This window comes from Acuticoccus sediminis, from assembly GCF_003258595.1.
GTDB classification, from domain to species: domain Bacteria; phylum Pseudomonadota; class Alphaproteobacteria; order Rhizobiales; family Amorphaceae; genus Acuticoccus; species Acuticoccus sediminis.
Map to the genome: position 1 here is coordinate 38,100 of NZ_QHHQ01000014.1, position 20,378 is coordinate 58,477.

Genomic DNA, 20,378 nt, shown 5'->3' on the forward strand with positions numbered 1-20,378 from the left:
TAGAGCGTAAGTCTCAAGACGTTGAGGCACATAGACGCATCGTCCACGGCGAAGATTACCTGGGTCTATTTGCGGCCAGAACGCCAGAATTCAGCCATCGCTCGCGGCGCGGACATAGGCGTACAGGGTAGGCTTGGAGATGCCCATCATCGCGCAGATCCTCGCGACGGTGAGTTTCTTTTCACGATAAAGCTGAACCGCAAGGGCCTGCTTGTCAGCGTCGAGCGCACTCGGACGGCCGCCAAGTCGCCCGCGGGCTCTCGCGGCAGCGAGGCCCGCTTGTGTGCGTTCACGAATGAGATTGCGCTCGAATTCAGCGAGAGCGCCGAAAAGGTGGAAAGTGAGTTTCCCAGTCGAGGTCGCGGTGTTAATCGTCTCGGAGAGGCTCTCCAGGGCTACTCCATGCTCTTCGAGGTAGAGCGCCCAGGCTATAAGATCCTGCAGCGAGCGACCGAGACGATCGAGCCGCCAGATGACCAGGGTATCCCCGGTGCGCAGGAGCTCTTTGACCTTTTCTAGCCCCGGCCGTGCAGACACGGTCCCGCTCGCTTTGTCCGCGAGAACCTTCTCGCAGCCAGCCTTTTGAAGCGCGTCGCGTTGCAGGTCGAGATTCTGCTCAATCGTAGAGACCCTAGCGTAGCCGATCTTCATGGGTCGTTCCTGCTGGAGAGTTAGACAACCCGTCAATGCCAGAGAATGATTAACATTGATTTCTTGACTGAGTTATTTGCCGCGTCAGCCGTGGAAAGGAGTTCAATCTCCAGCCGATTTGCACTGGGCAAGAAACCGTCCGTTTCTTTGACTAGGGTCGGGCGTCCGACGCGTGCCTACATTTTTTGAGGTCTGGTCGCCGAGCTGGGTGCGGCGTTTCTCTGCGCCGACTCTGAGCTTGACGCCCGAGCCGCGCAACGCATACGCCGCCTATGTCGCCAGCTGGCTCAAGGCCTTGAAGGACGACAAGCGCTTCCTGTTCCAGGCCGCCAGTTACGCGCAGCGAGCCGTGGGTTTACTCCACGGCTTTCAGCCGCTGATCGAACGAGGACGACGAGGCCGCCTGAAGCGGCCTCGTCGTCCCTAAAAGCTTTCGCCGCTTGATCGGCGGCATCAGCCGGGTCGTCGATGTAATACTGCTTCTGTCTCTTTTGGCTGCCGAGCGTCCCCAATGTCCAACAATCACGCTGACCGATCGTGCCCTGCGACGAGTGTCGTCGTCTTCCAGTGGCCGAACGGAAGCGGCATGCGCAGGCGCTCACCGACGGCGCATCGGCCGTGGGTGCGAGCCATCTTCGTGTTCGCCCATGTCTCGTCGATGAAAATCAGCCGCTCGGGCTCGAGCTCGTCCTGGCCGTCGAACCAGACACGCCGGCGGGCGAGGATGTCCGCACGGTCCTGCTCGGCCGCATGGCCGGTCTTTTTTGCGCGTGATGCCGTGGCGCCTGAAGAAGCGCGACAGCGCCGAGATGGAGACCGTGCCGCCGGTCTCGCCGAGCCTTGCCTTCAGCTCCACCAAGGTGATGTCGCCCGCGACGTCCAGGATCGCGAGGATGCGGTTCGCGTGGGCTTCGGTGACGTGCGACCAGCGGTCGCCTCCTTGCCGCTTCGCGCGGCACGAGCCGGTGCGGAGCCACGCCTCGTACCATCGGATCGCGGTGGACGGGGCGACATCGAACCGGGCCGCGGCCTGCCGGCGGGACATGCCGCCGTCGATGGCGCAAACGACGCGCAGACGAAGATCGTCAGAGAGCAGCTTGGGCATCACGGCTGGCCCTCCATCGCCAGCCATGATGGTGAATCAGACTTCCGCCGATTCGGGAATCCCGCACCGATCTACACCGAGCGCGAACCGCTCTAGATTCGGTGAGGACAGTGCGGCAATTCGGCCGGGCGCGGCTCGGCCGGGTGCAAAAGAGTGATCGTTCCATTAATTTCAGAAAAATCTGAAATCCATGGACTGTCCTGTCTACGCAAATCCGGTGAGGCCCCATGTTCGAGAATGTCGACGCGGTGATGCTGGCGCGGATCCAGTTCGGATTCACGATCGCCTTCCACTTCGTCTTCCCCGCCTTCACGATCGGGCTGTCGAGCTTTCTGGCGGTGCTCAACGGCATGTGGCTCTGGACGCGCGACGACGCCTATCTCCAGCTCTGGAAGTTCTGGGTGAAGATCTTCGCCGTCGCTTTCGCGATGGGCGTCGTGTCGGGCATCACGATGAGCTACCAGTTCGGCACGAACTGGGCCGTCTTCTCCGACAAGACCGGCCCGGTGCTCGGCCCGCTGATGGCCTACGAGGTGCTGACCGCGTTCTTCCTGGAGGCCGGCTTTCTCGGCATCATGCTCTTCGGCCGCGAGCGGGTCGGCGACACGCTCCACATGATCGCCTGCCTGATGGTCGCGGTCGGCACCGCGATCTCCGCCTCCTGGATCCTCAGCGTGAACTCCTGGATGCACACGCCCGCCGGCTACTCCATCGCCGAGAACGGGCAGTTCGTGCCGGAGGACTGGTGGGCGATCATCTTCAACCCGTCCTTCCTGCCACGCTTCGCCCACACGCTGACGGCCGCCTACCTCACGACCGCCTTCATCGTCGGCGGTGTCGGCGCGTACCACCTCCTCAAGGGGCGCGCCGGCAACAAGAGCGTCGCGACCATGTTCTCGATGGCGATGTGGATGGCCGCCCTCGTGGCGCCGGTGCAGATTTTCCTCGGTGACGCGCACGGTCTCAACACGCTGGAGCACCAGCCGATGAAGATCGCCGCGATGGAGGGGCACTATCCCGACTATCCGGACGGCGCGCCGCTCTTCCTGTTCGGCATCCCGAACGAGGAGGAGGGACGGATGGACTATGCCGTGTCCATCCCCAAGCTCTCCTCGCTGATCCTGAAGCACGATCTCGACGCTCCGCTCGACGGGCTCAACTCCGTCCCGCGGGAAGACAGGCCACCGGTCGCGATCCCCTTCTTCGCCTTCCGCGTGATGGTCGCCATGGGCTTCCTCATGCTCGGCATCGGCGCGTGGAGCCTGTGGAGCCGGTATCGCGGCACGCTCTACACGAACCGCTGGCTTCATCGCGCCGCCGTGGTGATGGCGCCCTCCGGCCTCATCGCCGTCCTCGCCGGCTGGATGACCACCGAGGTCGGCCGCCAGCCCTACACGGTCTACAACGTGCTGCGGACGGTCGACAGCGTGTCGCCGGTGGCTGCGCCAGCCGTCGGCGCGTCGCTGCTCGCCTACATCGTCATCTACTTCATCGTGTTCGGGGCGGGCGTCTTCTACATCCTGCGCCTGATGGGCAAGACGCCGACACCGCGCGACAAGGGCGTGTCGAAAGAAGACGGGCCGATCCGCACCGCAGGTATTACCCCGGCCGCGCAGGTCGCGGGCCCCGGCAACCTTCCGGTGGAGTGAGACCCATGGGACTCGAGATCAGCCTCAACCTCACCGTGGCCTGGGCGTTCCTCCTCGCCACCGCGATCTTCATCTACGTCCTGCTCGACGGGTTCGACCTCGGCCTCGGCATCCTCTACCCGTTCTTTCCGCAGAAGCGGGACCGCGACCTTCTGATGAACTCGGTCGCCCCGGTGTGGGACGGCAACGAGACGTGGCTCGTGCTGGGCGGAGGCGGCCTCTTCGCCGCCTTCCCCCTCGCCTACTCGATCCTGATGCCCGCGCTTTACGCGCCGGTGATCGCGATGCTGCTCGCGCTCGTGTTCCGGGGCGTCGCGTTCGAGTTCCGCTGGCGCACGGTGAGGTGGCGGGCCGCGTGGGACTGGGCCTTCATCGGAGGATCGACGATGGCCGCGCTGTGCCAGGGGATCATCCTGGGGGCGATCCTGCAGGGCGTCGCCGTGGACGGGCGCAGCTACGGGGGCGGATGGCTCGACTGGCTCTCGCCGTTCTCCGCCGTCACCGGCGTCGCGGTCGTGTGCGGCTACGCCCTCCTCGGCGCGACCTGGCTCAACATGAAGCTGATGGGCGAGCCGCAGGAGAAGGCGCGCTCCCTCGCCTGGGGCTTCGCGCTGGCGACGGTCGCCTTCATCGTCATCGTCAGCCTGTTCACGCCCTATCTGGAGGCCGGATACTACGACCGCTGGTTCCGGTGGCCCAACGTGATTTACGCCGCGCCGGTGCCGATCGTGGTCGGCCTGCTGACGCTGTTCCTGTTCCGCGCTCTCCACGTCCACCAGCATGACAAGTGGCCGTTCCTGCTGGCGCTCGCCCTCTTCCTGGTGACGTTCATCGGCCTCGGCATCTCGATCTGGCCCTACGTGATCCCGACCGAGGTGACGATCTACGACGCGGCCTCGCCATACAAATCGCAGCTCTTCATGTTCGTCGGCGCGGTGGTGCTGATCCCGATTATCCTCGCCTACACGGCCTATTCCTACTGGGTCTTCCGCGGCAAGCTGGACCCGGACAAGGGCGGCTACCACTGATGGCGCGCAAGCTGGCTTGGTTCGTGGCACTGTGGCTTGCGGGGGTGGCCGCCGTCAGCCTCCTCGCCTACGCCATCCGGGCGATGGTGATGTGAGCGGCGCCCAGAGCATTCTGCGCTCGTTCGAGTGCAGACAAGATGCCCTCACTCTTTAAAGGCGAGCACGTTTTTCTGGCTCAAGTGAATCCATCTGAGCGAGACGTGCTCTAGCGTGCAGACCCCGTAGAAGGGGTTTGGTGCAAAGCCTTGATCATGTTCGACGACGTATGAGAACAGCCGCACGGGGTCTCAGCATTTGTTGCGCGGCGTGGGCTGGTCGGCTCGCCGTGTCCCGTCGGGGCGTTCCCATACAGCCGCCGCCGACTCTTGAAGCACCCGATCGAGCTCGCCCGAGCCCACTGCCACGACAGCTGATCCAAAATCATCAAGAGCCGCTGGAAGCTCTTCAGCTTCGTCATGGAGCCAAATGCCGATTACCCGCAGGCTGGCCCCCGCAAAGGCGCGTACTCGCTCTGCCAAAGTTCGCTGTCAGCCTCGACTGCCGGCAGGCAGACCACGCCGATCGTGTCGCTGCCGGACAGCGCCGAGAGGTCCGCCGGCATACCGAACACGACATCAAATCCGCGCGCTTCGAGTATGTCTCGGATCCGCACCCGGTCTTCGCCGCTCAGCGTTTCATTCAGAACATGGGCCTGCGTCATCCCTCTATCTCCCGCAGCTGCTACTTAAGTCGGTATGGCTCGACCGATCGCAGGTAGTGAATGGTGAGCTAGGCATGGTTCACCTTTTGTTCAAGGGGCGGTCGCACAGCGCGGGCAAATTCGCTTCACCGCAGCCGCTCAGGTTGAATGTGCGGAGAAAGCGGTGAGTCAGAATGGATTCAGATTGGTAGCGCGTTGGTGCTGTCCAATCTTCATGAAATAGTAAAGTCATGAAGACTAAGACAGCACCGATGTTGACCGACATCTACGACAAAGAGCCGACGCTGCAGCTCTTTCTGCCGGTGGCGACCAAACGCGAGATCACGCTGCGGGCGGCTGAATCCGGCGAGACGATTCGCGTGATCGTCCTACGCGCGCTTGATGCCTATGGCATTCATGTGCCGAAGGAAGCGCTGGTCGATCGGCGGAAATCACCATGAAAGCCTTCACGATTGCCGCATACCAGGCCGAAGCGCTGAAGACGGACCAGCGGCGCCGCGGTGATCTCGGCCTCGCCTTTCCGCTTCTAGGCCTCTTTGGGGAGACCGGCAGCCTGCTCAGCGAGGTGAAGAAGAAACAACGCGATCCCATTGCCTATCTTGGCTACAAGGAGTCCGTGGTCGAGGAGCTGGGCGACGTGCTCTGGTATCTCGCCGCACTGGCTGCCCGCGCCAGACTCGGCCTCGACGAATTGGCAGTCAACCTCGACCGCAGTCTCGCGGATTGGCAATCGGCAGGCTCTGCTGAGCTAAGCTTCGCCGCCATCGAAGCGCCCGCCGTCGGGGTGTCCGCCTCACCGTCACCGGCTTTCGAGCAGACCCTGCTGAAACTGGCCGGCGAAGTCGGCCTATTAATGACCGATCATGCGGCTGGACGGCTTGAGCGCAATCGCTCCGCACTCAAGGGCCGTCTGATCGGCGTGCTGCGGGCGCTGCGGGCCGCCGCTCATGAGGCCGGAATCACACTGGAGGACGCGGCCAGAGCAAATCTGGCGAAGATCTTCGATCGCTGGCCTGTCGACCGGCATTACCCCCCGCTGTTCGACGAGGCGTTTCCGGCCCATGAGCAGCTGCCGCGGCAGCTCGTCATCGACATCGCAGAGGTCGAGCTGAACGGCAAAACCATGGCCAGACTGACCTGCGAGGGCCGGCCCATCGGCGATCCCCTGACTGACAATCGGGACGACGATGACGATTACCGCTTCCATGATGTATTCCATCTGTCCTATGCCGCTCACCTCGGATGGTCGCCGACTCTCCGGCGACTGCTCCGGGTCAAGCGCAAGAGCAATCCCCGGGTCGATGAAGTGCAGGACGGTGCGCGCGCCGTCCTGATCGAGGAAGGGATCGCGACATGGATATTCAACCATGCGCAACGGCTAGCCCTGTTCGAGGGGATTTCCACCCTCGACTATGGGCTGCTCAAGTCCGTGCGCCGCTTCGTTGCCGGATACGAAGCCGAAACCTGTCCCCTATGGCTGTGGGAGGAAGCAATCTTGAAGGGCTATGAAGTATTCCGCGCCGTGCGCGTGCATCGCGGCGGCCGCGTCAGCATCGACCTTGAGGCCCGTTCGATCCGGTACGATCAGCCATGAGTGCCGCCGTCGATGCCATTGTCCAGGCGCTGAGCAGCGTTGAACTGGAGAATGTCTTCAATCCATATGCCGAGCGATGCCCGCTGCATGATCGAAGCGATGCGCCGCGCCGGCGGCAGCAGAACCTTGCCATGAGTCTGGAAACGGCGGTCGACCTCAAGGTCCGCACGATCTGGATTGCCCGCGACCTGGGCTATCGCGGCGGCCGCCGCACCGGCTTGGCGCTGACTGACGAGGTCCATCTCGATTCCTATAGCGTGCTGTTCCAGGGTCTGCGCGTGGCCAAGGCCACCAAAGGCCCCGCCATCGGCGAACGCACGGCAACCGTCATCTGGCAGATGCTGCAGCGGCTGGCCGAACCCGTCTTCCTCTGGAACGTCTTTCCGCTCCACCCGCATGAGCCGGGCGCGCCGATGAGCAACCGTTGCCATACGCGTCGCGAGCGGCAAGCCTGCGCTCGCTTCCTGCATGACATTATGGATCTTCTGCAGCCGGAAACCGTCATCGCAATCGGTGGCGATGCCCACCGCGCTGTCGATGAACTGGGGGTCAGTGCCATCCAGGTTCGCCACCCGAGCTATGGCGGGCAGAACACTTTTATCGCGCAGATCGAGCAGGCCTACGCCCTGCCGCCCTGCCGGACGCCCGATCTATTCACGCAGCCTGCGTGAGCAAGGCCGCCTGGCAAGCCGCAATCAAAGCCTGCACCTCCCGCTTTTTGCCCCCGGCGAGATCGAGTTCGGCATGGGTGGACTGGATGGTCAGGCCGCCGAGGGCGAATCCCGCCTCCCGCGCGATGAACTGCTGGAGGCGGCCGAGCCCGATCAGATTGCCGAGCGTTCGCGCCACATAATGGTGGTTCCGGTACACGGCCATCATATGCAGCCGCCCATCGGGCGCAGGCTTGAGTTCGATGAAGCTGAGGCACTGCCGTCCTCGCGGCTTGATCAGATCACGGGCCGGATCGAACAAGGCGATCTCATAGCACTGTTTGTAGTTCCACGCCCCGTCGGCCTTGAGCTGCCGGAGCATCCGGATGTTCTCTGCAATCTGATCCACATGGCTCTTGTCCCGGGTTTCCCAGTGAACCATGCGCTCGAAATAGCGGCCCCAGCCGCCCTGCCGGCACATACGCTTGGCATAGACGGCCAGATAGCGCGCCCGTAGCCCCTCAATGCCGTCGCCTCGATCGAGGCTGGCCGGAAAGATCGTATTGGCTACGGTTGCGATGCCCTGCTGGCCATGGGCCTTCAAATACCGGTCGACGAGGTCGATCGCCATCTCCTCCTCGGAAGACACGGCCACCGGGTCTTCGATGTGGAGCATCAGGCCGCCCAGCTCGCCCTCGCGGCTCAACCGCTCGGCCGCCTCAAGCCAGGCGCGTACCGGCGTTGGCGCCGCTGACATCGGATTGTAGAACATCACCGTCTCCTTCCTTGATGACAAAGGCGCCGACCAGTCGCGGAGCCAGACAGTCCTCCCTCACCCAGGCATGGCCCTCATGCCCCCAGCGGGAACCCCAGGAATTGCGCAATAGCATCACCGGCTCGCCCGCGTGACGGCCGTGTCCGACGATCACCATGGCGTGCCCGTCGTTCCGATCGATCGGCTCGTGGCGATCCGGCGCCAGCAGCACCTCGGTGCCGATAAGGGTCCAGTCCGCCGGAAACCGGTACGTCCCGGACAGGAAGACCCCGACCACCACGGGGCGCCCGGCAAGAAGCCCGGCTCGGATGCCGTGCAGACCTGGCGCACAGCTGCTGGACTCGCAGGTGAAGAGCGATGAGACCCCGCCCGGCGGCTGCCATGACGCAGGATCGGGCCAGGCGGCTGAGTACGGCCAAGCCGCCTCTACCGGCTGTCCCGTGCCGCGCAGGATCGCCTGTGTATCCGGCATCGTGGTGCCGCAGCGCGGTCCCGTCCCAGCCCGCCTAGCGGCATGAAAGTAGAGCCATTCGACGCACAGCCAGTCAGGGTGGCCGCGCGCATGCCGGTGCGCATCGGAAGCGGCAAACGATAGGCAGGTCGGGCGGCGGCCCTGATCGCGAACCGTGCCCAGGTCTCTACGCATGTCGGTCGAAATCTGCAGCGTCATGGGGCCGCCAACCGCTCCAGCCGCTGCCGCTCGAATAACCCCGCCTCGTCACTGGTCGCGGTCCGGCAATGCAGGGTCAGCGTGTGCGGATCGTCTTCGGGATCCCAGGGACGGCACTCCTTCAGCCGCAGTGTCTCGGCCAGCGGGCGCTCCGCCTGCGCCAGTATCCGCCGCACGGTCGGGGCGCCAATCTGGCCCTCAGGCACGGGTTCCCGGCCGTCCTTCAGAATCACGAAGCCGGCGTCCCACAATTCATCGAAGGTCCAGACATAGCCGGCCCCGGTATCTTCCCGCAGGCGCAGCAGGAACAGGTCGTCCCGACCGGCCTCGACCACCGCCCCCTCGTCCTTCTCGGTCAGATGCCAGACATCGCTGCGCCGGGGGTTCGGCAATGGCTGACCGTCTAGCAGGCCCAGCTTGAGGCTCTGCGGCCGGGTCTTCAGGAGCTGCTGACGCAGCCCGGCGCCGATCACCTTCTCGCGCTCAAGACCATAGACCGCGCCGCTGAAGCTGGTGCCGAAGCGCAGGGAGGCCTGATAGACATTCTCCGGGCTGGAAAAATGCTCCGGCCCCCAGCCCTGAACTTCCATCTGCGCCGCGATCAGATGCGGCGGCAGCAGGAAATAGGACGCAAACGCATCCGCTTCCCGTTCCTCCGGCGGCACCAGCCTGAAGGCCCGGCCATCGGCGATCGGTCCGCGGCGCAGGATGCCGTCGTCATCGGCATGGGGATCGTGCTGCAGAATCAGATGGCCGAGTTCATGCGCCGCGGTGAACCGCTGCATACCGAGCGGGCGCTCGGTATTCAGGATGATACCCGCCATCCCGCTCTGCTTCATGAAGGCGCCGAGCAGTTTCTCCATCGGCTTGAACATCAGCGCCGCGCCGGTGCGGTCGATGCTGTCGAACACGTCGACCCGCTGTACCCGCTTCCCTTCCCGGTCGAGGCCGAGATCATGGAGCAGGCCGAGCGCCGCCTTCATGCCGCGGAGGATGGAGATACGATCCTGCTGGCGGGTCATCGGTCAACCCTTCGACTTCGCCTGCAGGAACTCGGCAAATCGCTGCAACTCCTGCCGGTCACCGTCCGACAGGGCCGATGCCGTGCGGGCGAGAAACGCCACATCGGCCGGCACGGCCGGTTCATCGCCGGTGAAGAACTGCACCGGGCGCTGATACAGATGCGCTAGCTTCTTCAGCTCAATGGCGCTGACCGACCGCTTGCCCTTCTCGATATCCGATACGCCGGTGCGGGGGATGCCAAGATGCGTTGCGACCTGCTCCTGCTTCAGGCCGATATATTCACGGGCTTCTTTCAGCCTTGCGCCCAGAACCTGACCCTCGTCGGCCGGGCCGGCAAAGCCGAGTGGCTGTGTGCTCATGATACCTGTGCTCCCTCCTGTGGCTGCTTCTCCGTCCAGAGCGTCCGGCATTGCGCGAGAATGCTGCGGACGCAGGTCTCGGCATCATCGAAGCCGCCGGGCGGCATGACCGTTTCCGGCAGAGTGATGCCCAGTTCCCGCTCAACCCGGAGCGTCACCATCACCACCACCAGCGAGTCCACTTCCGGCCGCCAGCCACCCTTGGTTGGTGGCCGGTCTGCCGGCGCACGGGCGATCTCATCGCGGATCGCCGCTTCGATCTCTTTCTCCGGAAACTGCACGGCATCCTCTGCGTGTCGCCTTCTCAGACGTCATATATGGACTATGTCTGAATTTCAGACAAGGCCTATGACAGCATGATCTGCGCGACGAGGATCAGGAAGCCGACAATCACGGCGACGGCCAGGCCCACAAACACATTGACCAAGGTGCTCAAGCTGTTTGTCCTGGACTGGATCTCGTTCAGCTTGGCGTCGAAGCGCCTTTCCAACTCCCTGTAGTCTTCCGAGAGTCGCTGCAAGCTCTGAATCTCGCCGCTGATCCCGGTCAGCATGTCCGGTTTGATTCCGGCGAACCCAGCTTCTTCCTTCTTCATGGTGGTAACGCCGTCGAGGGCTGCATACCAGATCAGAAACAGTGGCTGACCGCGCTGAAGATGCAGCGGCCGAGGCCCGGCATTGAGAACCGAAAAGAGCAAGTGCCCATCATACCCCGGATCGACGTGGAACCCGGAGATGTTGATAAGACCATTAAACTTCAGCTTAGCCTTGATAGATATAAATGCTAGCGCATCGTCCGGAACCTTGATCCGTTCTTCAGTCACCAGGAAGGCAAATTGCCCCGGCGGAATTGTGAAGCTGTCACCTTGCGCCAATTTGCGCTTAGTATGTCGATCCGGAGCTAAAATCTGCCGGTCTGGACTTACATAAATCTCTTCGCCAATGCGCAGCGTGTAGGCAGCACAGTCGATTGCCACCTCGGCATAGGGCTCAACGAGTTCAGGTAGCCTTTGCTTTAGCGTCTCTCCACTCCAGAACGCCATCTCGCTCCCTCACCTGCTGCCGTATTATCCGTTCTGCGATAACCAATCGGGGGGCGGCGCGCAGCACCTACATGCCGCAGGACACCGGCGCCAATGCGGTGCCGTCGGTCTACGAATCGATCTTGCTCCGCAGCCGTCAATTACGAACGTTCCGCAAAGGAGCGGCTTCAATCTGTAATACCAGCGCGCCTTTCCAATCATCCATTCCGCGCTGGTCAAGCCCGCGCGGCGCCTGAGCGTCACCGGCACGCGACAAATCAACGATTTGGCGCGTCGGTATAAGCGCAGAGCTGTCCGCCGAAACGTGGCAACTCCAGGATTAAGACGGCGCAGATTCGAGGGAACGGGCGATCGGCAACGGGCCTGTAAACGACGGACTTCTTCAACGGACTCGGTCCGATTTTGATAGGGCAGCATGGGGTGATGCGTCTGTCCCTACCGCGCCGGTTTTGATGTGACCAAGAGCGACACACCTTCCGCCGTCTTGAGATGGGCCACGAGGGCGAACAGATTGTCGGCCCGCGGATTGCCCTCCTCGCTCAGCATCCGCATCAGGCCCTTCGGGCTCTTGTGCAGATTTGTGAGCCGAGCTCCTCGAAGCCGCCGGTTGCGTTGACGTAGTTGCGCAGCAGGACCTTGCCGGTGGCGAGGTCACCGTCGAGGAAGGCCTCGAGCGCCTCCTGGAGGAGGCCCACGCGGAACGCCGGGTCACGGTCGGCCCGCGCCTTCACCGTCTCCTTGAAGCTCTTCGTCAGTGCCATCTCTCGAACACCCTCTCCGCTTGCGCTCTCTGTAGTCCGCCCATAGTCCCTTCGCCCGGTTGTCTTTGCGGCGGCATACCGGCTTCGCCGTTGGGTCTTTATCCGGTCGCCCGTCTCGCCTTCTCACCCCGTAGAGCAGCGCCCAAGCGGTACTGGGTGGTGCTCGCATCGCATTCTCGTCAAATTTGAAATGTAATCGATAATTCAAATTTGCAGCAAATGCGCCAACACGCTCGCGCTGCGGCCACACGAGTTCCCTTGATGAAACACTCCTCCCGCTGGCTCGTCATCGGTTCCGCCGTGCTGGCGATCGGTGCAACCACCCTCCCCGCCCCGACGGCCCAGGCGGCCAGTGCCTATGACATCGACTGCAAGCTCATCCTGTGCCTCGCCGGCGGCTTTCCGGCCGGGTGTGCCGACGCCTTTGAGCACATGATCGACCGCATCACGTCGGTCCCGCCGAAGTCGCCGATCGGGCTGTGCCTCATGAGCGACGGCACGCCCTACGACAACTACGACGTGGACTATGGCTGGCTTTCCGCGACCTCACCCGAGGCGTTCTCCTGCCCCGAGGATAAGCAACTCCATCACGAGGTGCGGAACGAGGACTACCGGACTGAAGTGCGCGCCTTCTGCTACACCTCCTCCATCAGCTACGGTGCGGGCGACGACGGGACGACCGTCTATTTCGGCAAGTCCGCGCCGGAGCGGCACACGTTGCGCACCCACATCGTCGTCGAGCCTGGGACCGACGCGGCCTATTCGCCGGGCTGGCAGCAGTGGGACACCGGCGTTCAATACGGCGGGGGCGTCGTCAACGTCATCACCTACTGATGCGGGCTGCCCTCGGCCGTCTCGTAGTTGCTGTAGGGGTCAGCCTGCTCAAGGCGGGCATGGCCTTCGGCCAAGCCTGCCTGCCGCCGGCCGAGCCCTACCCCTACGCCCCGCCGAGGAACGACCCGGAGCTGCGCGCCTTCATCAACGACGAGTACGCTGCGTACTTGGAAGGCATCGAGGACTACATGCAGTGCCTGGACGACGAGGCGCGGCGCGCCCAGGACGAGGCCCGCGTGATCTTCGATCGTTGGATCGGCTATTTCGGCGATGAAGCCGTCATTCGTGATCGCCGTCCGGCGCAGTGATCGGCGCCGCCCTCAGCTGATCGAGGGTGTCACCCAGGCGAGCCGATTGCGATGAGCCGGCCGGGCCAATCCCGCACGCGGGACCGGGCTCTACTCGGCCCGTAAACGGGCCTCCCCGAGCCTGAGCGGGGCGTTCTCCCTGCAGCCCAAGGGCGCCGTGTGGCGTCTCTCCGAGCTGCCACCCGCCGCGGGCTGCATGGTCGCCCTCCCCCCTCAGTCTCGGCCCATTCGGGTCACGATCCCTTTGGCGCAGGGGGAACCGCCGGTTCCCCCACGCAAGCTCGCGCGCAGCTGGCGGGGGGTGTCCCCAACCACGGTCACGGCCTGACGGCCGCGCTGCGTGGCCAGGTGATCCCCCTCCCCCCGCCCCCTTCGGGACGCTGCGCGCGAGCTTGCGTGGCACCCCCTCCTGCCCTCGCCGGGAGGCAGGGTTTCAGGAGAGGGCCGCTTCGCGGGCCTCTTCAGAAACCCCGCCCAATGATCGGTACCAGGACCGGACGGGCTGCGACGGAGGCCACACATGGCGAAGGCGAAATTCGACGTCTATGAGCACGTCACCAGCGAAATCATCGCGCAGATCGAGGCCGGGACACCGCCCTGGCGCAAGCCATGGACGGGCGGCACTGGCGGCGCGTGCCTTCCTCGCCGCTTCAGTGGTGACGAGTATCGCGGGATCAATGTCCTGATGTTGTGGGCGACTGCGGCGATGGCGGGCTTCTCGTCGGCGCGCTGGATGACGTACCGGCAGGCGGGCGAGCTCGGCGGGCAGGTTCGCAAGGGCGAGAAATCCGCGTGTGTGGTGAAGTACGGCACCATCGAGCGCGAGGGCGACAACGGCGAGGAAAAGCGCATCCCCTATTGCCGCGCCTACCGCGTCTTCAACGCCGACCAGATCGACGGTTTGCCCGAGGAATTTTACATCCGCCCCGACCCGGCCCGCGACCTCGGCACCGCTGCTGACCCCGAGCTTGACGCCTTCTTTGCGCGCACCGGCGCGACCATCGAGACGAGCGCCGACCCCCGCGCCTACTATGACGTTCAGGCCGACCGCATCCATATGCCGCCCGTCGCCACCTTCCACGACGCGCAGGGATTTTACGGCACCCTTGCGCATGAGCTCACCCACTGGACCGGCGCGAGCGTCCGCCTTGATCGCTTCTCGCGGTTTTCCGACCGCAAGGCGTATGCCTTCGAGGAACTCGTGGCCGAGATCGGCGCGTGCATGCTGGGCGTTCAGATCGGCGTCACGCCGGAATTCGATCAGTCCGGCGCCTACGTCGAGGGATGGCTCAAGGCGTTGAAGGAGGACAAGCGCGCCATCTTCCGCGCCGCGTCCGAGGCGCAGAAGGCGGGGGACTTCATCTTGCAGCGTGCCCGCCGCGAGGAATGCCCGAAGTCCGAGGAGAGCGAGGAGGCGCTTGCCGCCTGATCCGACCGCTGCAGCAGGCAGATCGAGCCGCCGCGCCAGATGGTGCGGCGGCTTTTTCGTGCGCGCCGGGCAGATGGAGCGCCCAGCAAGGCGAGGACGACCAAGACGAGGCGGATAGCCCGAAATTGTGCGGGCCGGCGGAGAGCTACGCCCTCCCCCGGCCCGCACCGGCGCTTCGCGCCGAAAGCCGGGTTGCGGCCAGGTGTCGATTCAAATTGTATCCTGCAGGAGACAAGGCGCTTGCAATGTGTCTCCTATAGGATACATTGCCCCTTCCCGAGTTCGACAAGTGGCTGCGGCGGCTCCGAGACGTGCGTGCCCGTGCTGTCATTGCCCGTCGGATCGGGCGGATGAGGGCCGGCAACTTCGGTGACGTCAAGCCGGTCGGCGGCGGTGTCAGTGAGCTTCGCATCGACTTCGGGCCAGGATACCGCGTGTATTTTACCCAGCGAGGCCGAACGATCGTGGTTCTGTTGTTGGGTGGCGACAAGGACAGTCAGCAAGCCGATATCGCGAAAGCGAAAACTCTTGCATCGACGATTGGAGATGTGGGCGATGACGAACAAGATTGATGTGAGCACGCTGCCGGAGTTCGACGAGGCCGACTATCTCGACAGCGCGGAGGCGCGTGCAGCCTACCTGTCGGATGCCATGCAGGACGGTGATCCCGCGGAGTTTCGGCGGGCTCTCAGCCAGGTGGCGCGATCCCTCGGCATGGGGGAGATCGCCGCCGAGGCGAATGTCGGGCGGACGAGCCTCTACAAGTCCCTCGGCGAGCAAGGCGACCCGAAGTTCTCGACGGTGCTGCGGGTGATGGCGGCGATGGGCCTGGGGCTTTCGGCCCGGCCGCTCGATCCTGCCGAGATGGACCCACGGCAGACCTGACCGGGCGGGAAGCCATCGCGCCCCCCTGCCCTTCTGAGGTGATCCGGCTCCGCGAGCGCTCGCCCGCAAAGAAATAGGCCGGAGCTTTCGCTCCGGCCATCACCTTCACGGTCATCGCCGTCCCCGGCTGTACCGTGGCGTCAGCCTATCAGGCCGACGCCGAGGTTCAAGTCGGCGGCCGCGGACCACTCCCCTCAATCATCTTCTGAAAATATCCTCGGGGGAGCGCGCAACGCGCGCCGGGGGCAGACAGCCCCCGCAGCCGTGGCCCGGCTTTGCCGGGACGCGGCTCCTGCGGCGGATCCGATCCGTTCAGCCGGCCGCCAACGAATGGCTCAGCGCCTGGCGGCAGATGGCGGCAGAGAGCTTGCCCGGCGGGAACAGCGCCATCGGATCGAGGATGGCCCGCGCCTTCTCGTAGACGTCCGGGCTGATGGCCCGGCTTATCTGGATACTCCCCGCCCCTCTCGGGTACTCGGGCAGCGCACTGCCGATGGTGCCGGCTTGGATCGCGGCGCTGTAGGCGGTCAGCGCCGGCGCCAGCAGAAGCTGCAGAGCGGATTTGTCGCCATAGACCGCGGCGGCCTGGTCGAACTTCGCGCTGTGACCCTGTGCGGGTATGGCGAGCCGCGCTTTGAGCAGTATCGTCTCGCCTTTGGGGGTGGCGGGCGCCGGTTCCGGGGCTGGCGCCGCGTCAGCAGTTGCAGGCGATGCGGTGGCGGCTGGTCGAGCCGGGGTTGGGCCGGCTGGTGCCGCGACTTTTGGCTTCGGCTCGGGTTCGGGCGCCGTTTTCTTGACCGGGGCGAGGGACGTCTGTGCGGGTGTCGGCGCCTCAGTGGCGGGAGATTGTACTTCGGCTTCTCTGGTCTGTGCGGAAGAGCCTTCCGTGTCGCCGAAGAACCCACCCTTTGGGGAGCGCTTGCGCCGGAATTCGTCGAAGGACGGGGTATCCTTGCCGGGTCTGACGATGCCCATCAGTGATCCTCCTCGAGGGCGGCAAGCAATTCGTCGGTAAAGGAGCGGATCTCGATCAGGGCCACCTCGGTGTGGCCAGCGGCGATGCGTTTGGACGGCGTTTCGGTCAGACGCTTGTGGTAGAGATGGAGGAGACCTAGCCCCTTGATCTCTGAGTAGATGCGGCGGGCCGGAATCTTCGCGTCGAAGGTCGGCATTTCCTTCAAAACGTCGAGGCTGCTCTCCTCCCCCTTGGACAGCCGTCCCGTGGGGACGCGGTTGAGCGAGAGGCCGACAGGCCGGTCGATCTTCATCGTCTTCATGAACTCGACAACGTAGCGGAGCGTCTCCAACGCTTCGTCGATCTCGATCACGGACAGCCCGGTCGGAATGACGATGAGGGAGGCGTTCATCAGGATCGCCTGGTTGAGGTCAGACCCACCACCACGGGTGTCGATGAGGCCGATCTGGCATCCGTCTTTCTCGGCCGCTTCGTAGCTCTTCTCGAACTCGTCGAGATCGAGCGCGCCGTAGACCGCGCACTTGGCCTCGTCCCAGGTGCCGATCTCGCTGCCGTAACCCCGCCATGTGGCGAGGGGCTCGTTATCGTCCGCTTCGAAGCAGGCAACCTTCATCCCGCGCTCGGAGAGGATGGAGGCGACGGCCATCAGCGTCGTGGATTTGCCGCTCCCGCCTTTGAAGGATGTGAACGCGATGAGCTTCATGCCGACTGCCTCGTCTCCTGATGCTGCGGTGCTGCATCGCTGCGAAGATGTGACCGCGCGGCGATGCGTTGATGTGGCGAGGTACGTCGCCGTTGGGGCTTTGCTGTGTCGCGGTAGCACGGCAATCCTGCAATGGCGTTAATATGCGGTCCTGCAATGCTGTGGTGATGCGGAGAGAGAACGACGTGTTTCTGTGTTGCTGCGGAGCCGTATCGAGGCATCGGTGTGAGGCGGTGAATATGCAGAGCTGCAAACAGGCAGATCAGTAATTCTGCAGTGCTGTGCCGCTGCGAGGTCGTGCTGAGCCAATGCGGCGTTGATGCATCGCTGCAGTGGGGTAACGCTGTGATGGCGTATGGTGGTCAGACTCTCGTGGAGCGCGGCTCCCTCAGCTCAAACGTGATGCGATGGGTCGGCCCAACGAGGCGGTTGCGTCTTCAAAGACAATGGGTTGAGGTGAGGTACGAGGCAGGATATATTGGAAAGTAGAACTTTCGCGATTAGAGCCACCTCACCTCTCCGATCCTCCCCGCATGACCGACGATCCCGACCGCCAGCCACCCTGGCCGAACCGCCGATTCTCGGGCGGTTCGTGGACGAGCGACGCCTCCAGCTCGGCGACCAATCGGGCCGAGAAGATAGTCTCGGTGAAGATGACGGAGGCCGAGCTCACCGCGTTCGACGAGGCGATCGCCCGCGCCGGGCTCAAGCGAAACCGCGCTTTGAGGATTGCGGCACGTCGGATCGGCGGGTTTCTGGAGGCCGATGCCGAGACGCTCGCCGTCCTCAAGGACGTCCAGGCCCAGATTGCCGGCATCGCGCGGAACGTGAACCAGATCGCCAAGTCCGCAAATCGGACCCACGACCCGGACTATCGTGCCTTCATGGAGGAGCGCAGAGACCTCGGGAAGGCGCTGTCGCGCCTCGATACGGAGCTTCGCACCATCACCGAGACCGCGACCCGGCGCACCGACGGCGAGGCGCGGCTGCGCAAGGCGTCGTCATCGTGAGGCAACCGGTCCTCGAGCTTTTGGCGAAGGGGAAGGGGGCTCCCGCCTATGTTTCCGCCGTCGACGCCGTCATGGGCGAGGATTGGGGCGAGATCGATCTCGGACGCGGCGGACGCGCGGCCATGCGGCAGTCCATCGCCGCGGCGCATCAGGAGGATATCGCTCCTGGCGGAGCGCCGATGCCGCCTTGCGTTCCAGGGCATAGCGCTCAGGCCGTGGTGAAGATGGTGCGGACCGGCGGCGCCCGGAACGTCGCCGGGCTGAAGGCGCAGATGAACTATCTGGCGCGGCAGGGTGGCGTCGAGCTGCAGCGCTCCGAGCGCTTCATGGGCATCGAGATCGACGAGGAGGAGGTCGCGAACATGGTCCGTGCCTGGGCCATGCCGACCGACGGCGAGGCCCGCGCGGACCGCACCTCGCACTTCATCGTCAGTTTCCCGCAGGGGACCGACGAGGCGGCGGCCGAAAGAGCTGGCCGCGCGTGGGCCGAGGAGATGTTCGGCTCAGGTGCCTATGGCGGCGACAGCTTCGACTACTACACGGCTTTCCATACCGACCGTGACCACCCGCACATCCATGTCGTCGTGCATCGACGCGGCCTCGACAACGGGACGTGGCTGAAGGTCTCCAAGCGCAGCGAGTTCAATTATCAGGCGATGCGAGACCTCGCCGTGACGGTAGGGCAGGGGGAAGGGATCGACCTCGAGGCGACGCCGCGGTACGCCCGCGGCGTTCACGAGCGGACCGTTCCCGACGCCGAGTTCCGCCGTGCTTCAAAGGAGGGGCGCACACCGGTGGCGCCCGCTCACTCCGAGGTTTCTGCGATCCGAGCCGCGGCCGCGATCATCCATTACGCCCGTCGGTTCGCGGCCGAGGCGACGATGCTGGAGCGCGACGCGCCAGGGATGGCGGAGGCCCTCCGTCGGGTCTCTGCCACGATCGAACATGGAAAGGCCTTATCCGAGCGGCAGGACGAGCACACGAGGATCAGCCGAGAGGAGATTGCCACGATGAGCCAGAAGCTCGACCAGGCGCGCATCGAGACGCAATCACGGTTCGACCGGATGGACGAGGGGATCGCCGATTTGCCGGGCGGGGCGGAGCGCGTGCGACTGATGCGGCAGGTGGCGAGCCTCAAGGCCGAGGCGGCGCCCTACATGCAGGGCGCCCAGTATCGTGATTACCAGCGGCCTGCCGCGCCCGGGCGCTATCAGAGCCTCGCCGGCACCGACGCGCAAAGTGCGGCGCTCAAGGAAGCGGCCGATGTCGAGGTGCGCCAAATCGCCGAGAGATACGGCCTTAATGGCGAGGCGACGGTGGAGCGCTATTCGGGCGGGCCGCCGTCCAAAGCCCTCGCGGACCAGTATGGCGCGGCGGAGGCGCGTGAGCGCGAGCTGTCGCGAAGCCTGCGCGGCGACCGCAAGGAAACCCGCGAGCAGCGCGATCACGCCTTGCAGCGCATGCATACGGAGATCGCTGCCGTCTATCAGACGGCACGCGAGGAAGCCCGGAGCGGGCCGGCCGTCGACGCTGGACCCGGGATCCGCACCACGGCACCGCCTGCGCGCAGCGCGGCGGGAGAGGCTGACAAGGGCCGTACCGATAGGGACACCGAGGCGCAGCGAGCTGAGACCGATCGGCAGGAGCGCGACGAGCAGCAGAGAAAGAACGCCGCCCGCAAAGCGCGCGAGCGAGATGGAGGACGCGGGCTGTAGGGGTGGACGTCGTGGGGAAGACCGCACGCGACGTTCTCGTCCTCGCGCTGATCGGGCTCGCTATCGGGCTCATGCTGGGGGTGCTCGCTGCCGGTGGCTACACGACCTGGCGCAGCGGCGGCGACATCGCCGATGTCGGCTTCGGAACGTTCTTCGAGCACGCCCCGTGGATCGTCGGCCGGTTTGGCGAGCCCTTCCGAACGGGTCTCATCGTCCTCGCCGGCGTCGCGGCCTTCTTCGTCGTGGCGGTCCCGGCCATCGGCCACAAGCCCAAACGCACGAGCCACGGCTCGGCCGAGTGGGCCAAGCCCCAGGAGCTGCGCAAGGCCGGTCTCACGGCCAGGCTCGAGGACGTGCGCGGACCGATCTACGGCAAGCTGGCGCGCCCTCGATCCGCGGGCGAGTTCTTCACCTCGCATGATATTCCGCACAGCCTGATCGCGGCGCCGACCGGATCGGGCAAGGGTGTCGGCGTCGTGATCCCGACCCTCCTCACCTACAAGGGCTCGGT

The 20,378-nt window shown here is 64.6% G+C and carries 26 protein-coding genes and 1 pseudogene; 14 read left to right on the forward strand and 13 right to left on the reverse strand.

What is annotated here, in order from left to right; translation table 11 throughout:
• Positions 1-90: 90 nt before the first annotated feature.
• Positions 91-651 carry a recombinase family protein gene (locus DLJ53_RS32860; RefSeq protein ID WP_111352553.1) on the reverse strand — a complete coding sequence of 187 codons (561 nt, stop codon included), beginning with the start codon at positions 649-651 and terminating at the stop codon, positions 91-93.
• A gap of 208 nt (positions 652-859) precedes the next feature.
• Between DLJ53_RS32860 and DLJ53_RS32865 the strand changes: the two genes are divergently transcribed.
• A complete protein-coding gene (locus tag DLJ53_RS32865; RefSeq protein WP_342353617.1) occupies positions 860-1,078 on the forward strand; it encodes a zincin-like metallopeptidase domain-containing protein in 219 nt (72 codons plus the stop codon).
• Positions 1,079-1,191: 113 nt separating this feature from the next.
• On the opposite strand, the pseudogene DLJ53_RS34955 reads toward DLJ53_RS32865, so the two are convergent.
• Positions 1,192-1,756 (reverse strand): annotated as a pseudogene (locus tag DLJ53_RS34955) (helix-turn-helix domain-containing protein); the annotation flags it as partial.
• Positions 1,757-1,983: 227 nt separating this feature from the next.
• Here DLJ53_RS34955 and DLJ53_RS32875 point away from each other — a divergent pair.
• Both DLJ53_RS32875 and cydB read left to right on the forward strand, forming a co-directional pair.
• Positions 1,984-3,405 carry a cytochrome ubiquinol oxidase subunit I gene (locus tag DLJ53_RS32875; protein ID WP_111352555.1) on the forward strand — a complete coding sequence of 474 codons (1,422 nt, stop codon included), beginning with the start codon at positions 1,984-1,986 and terminating at the stop codon, positions 3,403-3,405.
• A 5-nt stretch (positions 3,406-3,410) separates the two neighbouring features.
• Entirely contained in the window at positions 3,411-4,433 is a 1,023-nt protein-coding gene (gene cydB, locus DLJ53_RS32880; RefSeq protein WP_083551965.1) for a cytochrome d ubiquinol oxidase subunit II, read from the forward strand.
• Positions 4,434-4,576: 143 nt separating this feature from the next.
• On the opposite strand, the gene DLJ53_RS35660 is transcribed toward cydB, so the two are convergent.
• A complete protein-coding gene (locus DLJ53_RS35660; RefSeq protein ID WP_202913488.1) occupies positions 4,577-4,714 on the reverse strand; it encodes an Nmad2 family putative nucleotide modification protein in 138 nt (45 codons plus the stop codon).
• A gap of 191 nt (positions 4,715-4,905) precedes the next feature.
• Positions 4,906-5,133, reverse strand: a complete 228-nt coding sequence (locus DLJ53_RS32890; RefSeq protein ID WP_083551967.1) for a hypothetical protein — start codon at positions 5,131-5,133, stop codon at positions 4,906-4,908.
• 251 nt (positions 5,134-5,384) lie between these two features.
• On the opposite strand from DLJ53_RS32890, the gene DLJ53_RS32895 reads away from it, so the two are divergent.
• From DLJ53_RS32895 to DLJ53_RS32905, 3 genes are read left to right on the forward strand one after another with little or no spacing between them, the layout of a single operon-like run.
• Positions 5,385-5,573: a hypothetical protein gene (locus DLJ53_RS32895; RefSeq protein ID WP_083551968.1), complete on the forward strand. Its 189-nt coding sequence runs from the start codon at positions 5,385-5,387 to the stop codon at positions 5,571-5,573.
• On the forward strand, positions 5,570-6,727 hold the full coding sequence (locus DLJ53_RS32900; RefSeq protein WP_111352556.1) for a nucleoside triphosphate pyrophosphohydrolase family protein: 1,158 nt from the start codon (positions 5,570-5,572) through the stop codon (positions 6,725-6,727). The genes DLJ53_RS32895 and DLJ53_RS32900 overlap by 4 nt, the downstream gene beginning before the upstream one ends.
• Entirely contained in the window at positions 6,724-7,398 is a 675-nt protein-coding gene (locus DLJ53_RS32905) for a uracil-DNA glycosylase (protein ID WP_083551970.1), read from the forward strand. Before DLJ53_RS32900 ends, DLJ53_RS32905 begins: the two co-directional genes overlap by 4 nt.
• Here DLJ53_RS32905 and DLJ53_RS32910 read toward each other — a convergent pair.
• From DLJ53_RS32910 to DLJ53_RS36575, 7 genes are all read right to left on the reverse strand, one after another.
• Positions 7,382-8,149, reverse strand: coding sequence for a thymidylate synthase family protein (locus DLJ53_RS32910; protein WP_111352557.1), 768 nt, complete (start codon positions 8,147-8,149; stop codon positions 7,382-7,384). The two genes, DLJ53_RS32905 and DLJ53_RS32910, sit on opposite strands and share 17 nt — an antisense overlap.
• The gene (locus DLJ53_RS32915) at positions 8,097-8,822 is read right to left on the reverse strand and encodes a C1 family peptidase (RefSeq protein WP_083551972.1); all 726 of its coding nucleotides are present in this window, start codon (positions 8,820-8,822) and stop codon (positions 8,097-8,099) included. Before DLJ53_RS32915 ends, DLJ53_RS32910 begins: the two co-directional genes overlap by 53 nt.
• Positions 8,819-9,844 carry an ImmA/IrrE family metallo-endopeptidase gene (locus DLJ53_RS32920; RefSeq protein WP_083551973.1) on the reverse strand — a complete coding sequence of 342 codons (1,026 nt, stop codon included), beginning with the start codon at positions 9,842-9,844 and terminating at the stop codon, positions 8,819-8,821. The genes DLJ53_RS32915 and DLJ53_RS32920 overlap by 4 nt, the downstream gene beginning before the upstream one ends.
• A gap of 3 nt (positions 9,845-9,847) precedes the next feature.
• A complete protein-coding gene (locus DLJ53_RS32925) occupies positions 9,848-10,204 on the reverse strand; it encodes a helix-turn-helix domain-containing protein (RefSeq protein ID WP_083551974.1) in 357 nt (118 codons plus the stop codon).
• Positions 10,201-10,485, reverse strand: coding sequence for a hypothetical protein (locus DLJ53_RS32930; RefSeq protein ID WP_111352558.1), 285 nt, complete (start codon positions 10,483-10,485; stop codon positions 10,201-10,203). The genes DLJ53_RS32925 and DLJ53_RS32930 overlap by 4 nt, the downstream gene beginning before the upstream one ends.
• 65 nt (positions 10,486-10,550) lie before the next feature.
• On the reverse strand, positions 10,551-11,246 hold the full coding sequence (locus DLJ53_RS32935; protein ID WP_083551976.1) for a dCTP deaminase domain-containing protein: 696 nt from the start codon (positions 11,244-11,246) through the stop codon (positions 10,551-10,553).
• 551 nt (positions 11,247-11,797) lie between these two features.
• Entirely contained in the window at positions 11,798-12,007 is a 210-nt protein-coding gene (locus DLJ53_RS36575) for a hypothetical protein (protein ID WP_342353616.1), read from the reverse strand.
• 261 nt (positions 12,008-12,268) lie between these two features.
• Here DLJ53_RS36575 and DLJ53_RS32945 point away from each other — a divergent pair, with 261 nt between their 5' ends.
• From DLJ53_RS32945 to DLJ53_RS32965, 5 genes are all read left to right on the forward strand, one after another.
• Positions 12,269-12,841: a hypothetical protein gene (locus tag DLJ53_RS32945; RefSeq protein WP_111352559.1), complete on the forward strand. Its 573-nt coding sequence runs from the start codon at positions 12,269-12,271 to the stop codon at positions 12,839-12,841.
• A gap of 59 nt (positions 12,842-12,900) precedes the next feature.
• On the forward strand, positions 12,901-13,149 hold the full coding sequence (locus tag DLJ53_RS32950; protein WP_111352560.1) for a hypothetical protein: 249 nt from the start codon (positions 12,901-12,903) through the stop codon (positions 13,147-13,149).
• 520 nt (positions 13,150-13,669) lie between these two features.
• Positions 13,670-14,578, forward strand: a complete 909-nt coding sequence (locus DLJ53_RS32955) for an ArdC family protein (RefSeq protein WP_111352561.1) — start codon at positions 13,670-13,672, stop codon at positions 14,576-14,578.
• Positions 14,579-14,844: 266 nt separating this feature from the next.
• Positions 14,845-15,150 (forward strand): type II toxin-antitoxin system RelE/ParE family toxin, encoded by a 306-nt coding sequence (locus DLJ53_RS32960; protein ID WP_111352562.1) that lies wholly within the window; start codon positions 14,845-14,847, stop codon positions 15,148-15,150.
• Complete coding sequence (locus DLJ53_RS32965; protein ID WP_111352563.1) at positions 15,134-15,463, forward strand: addiction module antidote protein; 330 nt, start codon at positions 15,134-15,136, stop codon at positions 15,461-15,463. Before DLJ53_RS32960 ends, DLJ53_RS32965 begins: the two co-directional genes overlap by 17 nt.
• A 312-nt stretch (positions 15,464-15,775) precedes the next feature.
• On the opposite strand, the gene DLJ53_RS32970 is transcribed toward DLJ53_RS32965, so the two are convergent.
• Entirely contained in the window at positions 15,776-16,438 is a 663-nt protein-coding gene (locus tag DLJ53_RS32970) for a hypothetical protein (RefSeq protein ID WP_111352564.1), read from the reverse strand.
• Entirely contained in the window at positions 16,438-17,142 is a 705-nt protein-coding gene (locus tag DLJ53_RS32975; protein WP_111352565.1) for a nucleotide-binding protein, read from the reverse strand. Before DLJ53_RS32975 ends, DLJ53_RS32970 begins: the two co-directional genes overlap by 1 nt.
• Before the next feature lie 533 nt (positions 17,143-17,675).
• On the opposite strand from DLJ53_RS32975, the gene DLJ53_RS32980 reads away from it, so the two are divergent.
• The 3 genes from DLJ53_RS32980 to DLJ53_RS32990 form a co-directional block, all read left to right on the forward strand.
• Complete coding sequence (locus DLJ53_RS32980) at positions 17,676-18,152, forward strand: DNA mobilization endonuclease VirD1/MobC family subunit (RefSeq protein WP_111352566.1); 477 nt, start codon at positions 17,676-17,678, stop codon at positions 18,150-18,152.
• Entirely contained in the window at positions 18,149-19,867 is a 1,719-nt protein-coding gene (locus tag DLJ53_RS32985; protein WP_111352567.1) for a relaxase/mobilization nuclease domain-containing protein, read from the forward strand. Before DLJ53_RS32980 ends, DLJ53_RS32985 begins: the two co-directional genes overlap by 4 nt.
• Before the next feature lie 11 nt (positions 19,868-19,878).
• A partial coding sequence (locus DLJ53_RS32990) for a type IV secretory system conjugative DNA transfer family protein (protein ID WP_162409799.1) occupies positions 19,879-20,378 on the forward strand: 500 nt, incomplete at its 3' end.

What these genes read in the sequence shown, in the direction of transcription:
- DLJ53_RS32925 (WP_083551974.1), bottom strand. Translation starts at nt 10,204, where the DNA reads ATGAGCACACAGCCACTCGGCTTTGCCGGCCCGGCCGACGAGGGTCAG.
- DLJ53_RS32915 (WP_083551972.1), bottom strand. Translation starts at nt 8,822, where the DNA reads ATGACGCTGCAGATTTCGACCGACATGCGTAGAGACCTGGGCACGGTT.
- DLJ53_RS32950 (WP_111352560.1), top strand. Translation starts at nt 12,901, where the DNA reads ATGGCCTTCGGCCAAGCCTGCCTGCCGCCGGCCGAGCCCTACCCCTAC.
- DLJ53_RS32965 (WP_111352563.1), top strand. Translation starts at nt 15,134, where the DNA reads ATGACGAACAAGATTGATGTGAGCACGCTGCCGGAGTTCGACGAGGCC.
- DLJ53_RS32895 (WP_083551968.1), top strand. Translation starts at nt 5,385, where the DNA reads ATGTTGACCGACATCTACGACAAAGAGCCGACGCTGCAGCTCTTTCTG.
- DLJ53_RS32935 (WP_083551976.1), bottom strand. Translation starts at nt 11,246, where the DNA reads ATGGCGTTCTGGAGTGGAGAGACGCTAAAGCAAAGGCTACCTGAACTC.
- DLJ53_RS32890 (WP_083551967.1), bottom strand. Translation starts at nt 5,133, where the DNA reads ATGACGCAGGCCCATGTTCTGAATGAAACGCTGAGCGGCGAAGACCGG.
- DLJ53_RS32955 (WP_111352561.1), top strand. Translation starts at nt 13,670, where the DNA reads ATGGCGAAGGCGAAATTCGACGTCTATGAGCACGTCACCAGCGAAATC.
- DLJ53_RS32905 (WP_083551970.1), top strand. Translation starts at nt 6,724, where the DNA reads ATGAGTGCCGCCGTCGATGCCATTGTCCAGGCGCTGAGCAGCGTTGAA.
- DLJ53_RS32945 (WP_111352559.1), top strand. Translation starts at nt 12,269, where the DNA reads ATGAAACACTCCTCCCGCTGGCTCGTCATCGGTTCCGCCGTGCTGGCG.
- DLJ53_RS32980 (WP_111352566.1), top strand. Translation starts at nt 17,676, where the DNA reads ATGACCGACGATCCCGACCGCCAGCCACCCTGGCCGAACCGCCGATTC.
- DLJ53_RS32910 (WP_111352557.1), bottom strand. Translation starts at nt 8,149, where the DNA reads ATGTTCTACAATCCGATGTCAGCGGCGCCAACGCCGGTACGCGCCTGG.
- DLJ53_RS32970 (WP_111352564.1), bottom strand. Translation starts at nt 16,438, where the DNA reads ATGGGCATCGTCAGACCCGGCAAGGATACCCCGTCCTTCGACGAATTC.
- DLJ53_RS32860 (WP_111352553.1), bottom strand. Translation starts at nt 651, where the DNA reads ATGAAGATCGGCTACGCTAGGGTCTCTACGATTGAGCAGAATCTCGAC.
- DLJ53_RS32875 (WP_111352555.1), top strand. Translation starts at nt 1,984, where the DNA reads ATGTTCGAGAATGTCGACGCGGTGATGCTGGCGCGGATCCAGTTCGGA.
- DLJ53_RS32900 (WP_111352556.1), top strand. Translation starts at nt 5,570, where the DNA reads ATGAAAGCCTTCACGATTGCCGCATACCAGGCCGAAGCGCTGAAGACG.
- cydB (WP_083551965.1), top strand. Translation starts at nt 3,411, where the DNA reads ATGGGACTCGAGATCAGCCTCAACCTCACCGTGGCCTGGGCGTTCCTC.
- DLJ53_RS32975 (WP_111352565.1), bottom strand. Translation starts at nt 17,142, where the DNA reads ATGAAGCTCATCGCGTTCACATCCTTCAAAGGCGGGAGCGGCAAATCC.
- DLJ53_RS32920 (WP_083551973.1), bottom strand. Translation starts at nt 9,844, where the DNA reads ATGACCCGCCAGCAGGATCGTATCTCCATCCTCCGCGGCATGAAGGCG.
- DLJ53_RS36575 (WP_342353616.1), bottom strand. Translation starts at nt 12,007, where the DNA reads ATGGCACTGACGAAGAGCTTCAAGGAGACGGTGAAGGCGCGGGCCGAC.